The sequence below is a fragment of the Accumulibacter sp. genome, from assembly GCF_032229525.1.
Taxonomy (GTDB): Bacteria; Pseudomonadota; Gammaproteobacteria; order Burkholderiales; family Rhodocyclaceae; genus Accumulibacter.
This window is the reverse complement of record NZ_JAVTWB010000006.1, coordinates 1-3509: the sequence shown is the minus strand read 5'-3', so window position 1 is coordinate 3509 and position 3509 is coordinate 1. Positions and strand designations below refer to the sequence as shown.

2 protein-coding genes are annotated in these 3509 nt (G+C 68.1%); both read left to right on the top strand.

The window, feature by feature from the left end:
* The coding region (locus RUW20_RS00345; RefSeq protein WP_313950197.1) for an NADH-ubiquinone oxidoreductase-F iron-sulfur binding region domain-containing protein at positions 1–800 on the top strand (800 nt) is incomplete at its 5' end.
* Positions 793–3509: formate dehydrogenase subunit alpha (gene fdhF / locus RUW20_RS00340; RefSeq protein ID WP_313950196.1), on the top strand; the 2717-nt coding region annotated here is incomplete at its 3' end. The genes RUW20_RS00345 and fdhF, both read left to right, overlap by 8 nt.

Here is a 3509-nt window from a genome sequence, read left to right as displayed (position 1 = left end):
AGATCGCCGCGCTCGAGGCAGCGAATCTGATTGCCCCAGGCTTCATCGACCTGCGTCGTGGTGCGGGTGCCTACATTTGCGGCGAGGAATCCGCGTTGATCGAATCGATCGAGGGCAAGCGCGGTTATCCCCGGCAGCGCCCGCCTTACGTCGCCGAGGCGGGGTTGTTCGGACGTCCGACGCTGGTGAACAACGTCGAGACGCTGGCACTGGTGCCGACCATTCTCGCCAGCGCTGGCGCGCAGTTCGCGGCGCTGGGCAGCGAAGGCTTTGCCGGTCTGCGCAGCTACTCGGTCTCCGGCCGGGTGCGCCAACCGGGCGTAAAACAGGTGCCGGCGGGGATCAGCGCGCGCAAACTGATCGACGACTACTGCGGCGGCATGGCTGACGGCCATCAGCTGCTGGCCTACCTGCCCGGCGGCGCCTCTGGCGGCATTCTGCCCGCCAGCCTGGCTGACCGGCCGCTGCACTTCGGCGAACTGGAAAAACACGGCTGCCTGATCGGTTCGGCGGCGGTGATCGTACTGTCGGATCGCGATGACCTGCGCGCCGCGGTGCACGCGCTGCTCGAGTTCTTCGCCGACGAGAGCTGCGGCCAGTGCACCCCGTGCCGGGTCGGCACCGAGAAGATGCTGGCGCTTTTCGAAGCGCCGGAACTCGACGTGGCGCTGCTCAGCGAGCTAGCGACGGTGATGCGCGATGCGTCTATCTGTGGCCTCGGCCAGGCGGCACCCAATCCGCTCACCACGGCGCTGCAGTATCTGCCGCAGCACCTGCTGGCGGGGAAACGCGATGCGTGACGAAGCTGGATCGCCGGGCGTCCGCTTCACGCTTGATGGTCGCGAGCTGATCGCCCTGCCGGGCGAGACCATCTGGCAGGCCGCCCGACGAGCGGGCCAGACCATTCCGCATCTGTGCACCCAGGAGGCGCCGGATTACCGGCCGGGCGGCAACTGTCGCGCCTGCATGGTCGACATCGACGGTGAGCGCAACCTGGCGCCGAGCTGCAGCCGCCAGGTCAGTGCGGGCATGCAGGTGCGCAGCGAAAACTCCGAGCGCGCACTGCACAGCCGGCGCCTGGTGATGGAGCTGCTGCTCGCCGACCAGCCGCCGCGTGCACGGGCCCATGATCGCAACGCGTCGTTCTGGCACTGGGCGGTGCAATTGGGACTACAGGCCAGCCGGTTCCCAGCGCGCGAAACCACCCCGAATGCCGACCACAGCCACCCGGCGATGACCGTGCAACTCGACGCCTGCATCCACTGCCAGCTATGCGTGCAGGCCTGCCGCGAGATCCAGGCCAACGATGTGATCGGCATGGCCGGTCGCGGCGCGGCGGCGAAGATCGTTTTCGATGTCGACGATGCGATGGGCGACTCCAGTTGCGTCGGCTGCGGCGAGTGCGTGCAGGCCTGCCCGACCGGCGCACTGATGGCGAGCACGCTACTGGCGGCAGACGGCAGCGGCCTGCTTGCGGCGGGCGAACAGGTCGACCGCGTGGTGCCCAGCGTCTGCCCCTACTGCGGCGTCGGCTGCCAGATCGACTACCAGGTCCGCAACGAGCAGATCATCGCCGTCAGCGGTCGCGACGGGCCAGCCAACCACCAGCGTTTGTGCGTCAAGGGACGTTTCGGCTTCGACTACGTACACTCGCCGCAGCGCTTGCTGCAGCCGCTGATCCGCCGCGACGACGCGGCCAAGGTCGCCGACGCCACTTTCGACCCGGCCAAGCCGTACACCCATTTCCGCGAGGCCACCTGGGAGGAAGCGCTGCAGCGGGCGGCCTCGGGGCTGCGCTCGATTCGCGAGCAACACGGCGGCGGCGCGCTGGCCGGCTTCGGCTCGGCCAAGTGCAGCAACGAAGAAGCCTACCTGTTCCAGAAGCTGGTGCGCACCGGCTTTGGCACCAACAACGTCGACCATTGCACCCGCCTCTGCCACGCGTCGTCGGTCGCGGCCTTGATCGAGGGCGTCGGGTCCGGCGCGGTGTCGGCGTCGTTCATGCAGATCGACCACGCCGAAGTGGCGATCCTGATCGGCTGCAACCCGGAATCGAATCACCCGGTCGCCTCGACTTTCTTCAAGCGCGCCGCGCGCAAGGGCACGCGCCTGATCGTCATCGATCCGCGCCGCCACGGCCTGGCACGCTTTGCCGATCGAACGCTGCAGTTCCGCCCCGGCACCGACGTCGCCCTGCTCAACGCCATGTTGCACACCATCGTAGATGAGGCGCTGTTCGACCCGGCCTATATCGCCCGCTACACCAGCGGCTTCGACGAGATGCGCGCGCATCTGGCCGCCTTTAGCCCGGAAGCGATGGCCGAAGTCTGCGGCATCGCGGCCGGGACAATCCGCGAAGTGGCGCGGCTCTACGCCCGCTCGAAAGCGTCGATGATCTTCTGGGGAATGGGCATTTCGCAACATGCGCACGGCACCGACAATGCGCGCTGCCTGATCGCCATGGCGCTGATGACCGGACACATCGGTCGCCCGGGTACCGGCCTGCATCCGCTGCGCGGGCAGAACAACGTCCAGGGCGCCTCGGATGCCGGTCTGATCCCGATGGTCCTGCCCGACTACAAGCCGGTCTCGCTGGCCGCCAATCGCCAACGCTTCGAAGAACTGTGGAACACCACCCTCGATCCGCAGCCCGGATTGACCGTCGTCGAGATCATCAACGCCGCGGCGGCCGGTGATATTCGCGGCATGTACATTCTCGGCGAGAACCCGGCCATGTCCGACCCGGATCTCAGCCACGCACGGCAGGCGCTGGCATCGCTCGAACACCTGGTGGTGCAGGATCTGTTCCTCACCGAAACCGCGATCTACGCCGATGTCGTCCTGCCGGCGTCTTCCTGGCCGGAAAAGGAAGGTACGGTGACCAACACCAACCGGCAGGTGCAGTTCGGTCGCCAGGCCCTGCCGCTGCCCGGCGCTACGCGGGCGGACTGGTGGATCATCCAGGAGCTGGCGCGCCGCCTCGACCTCGACTGGTCCTACGACGGGCCGGCGGCGATCTACGCCGAGATGCAGGAGGCGATGCCCTCGCTGGCCAACATCAGCCGCGAGCGTCTCGAACGCGAAGGCTCGGTGACCTACCCCTGCGCCGGCGAGGACCAGCCGGGCGCCGATATCGTCTTCGACAGTGGCTTCCCGACCCCCAGTGGCCGCGCCGGTTTCGTGCCGGCCGCGCTGCTGCCCCCGGACGAACAGCCTTCCGACGAATACCCGCTGGTGCTGTCTACCGGGCGGCTGCTCGAGCATTGGCATACCGGCGCGATGACACGGCGCAGCGCGACGCTGGACGCGCTCGAATCCGAGGCGGTGGTTACCGCCAGCGACGAAGACCTGCGTCGGCTCGGCCTCGCCGACGGCGAGCGCGTGCGCCTGGTCACCCGGCGTGGCGAAATCGAGGCCACCGCGCACGCCGATCCGGCGGTCGCACCGGGGTCTCTGTGGCTGCCCTTCTGCTTCCACGAAGCCGCGGCAAACCGCCTGACCAACCCGGT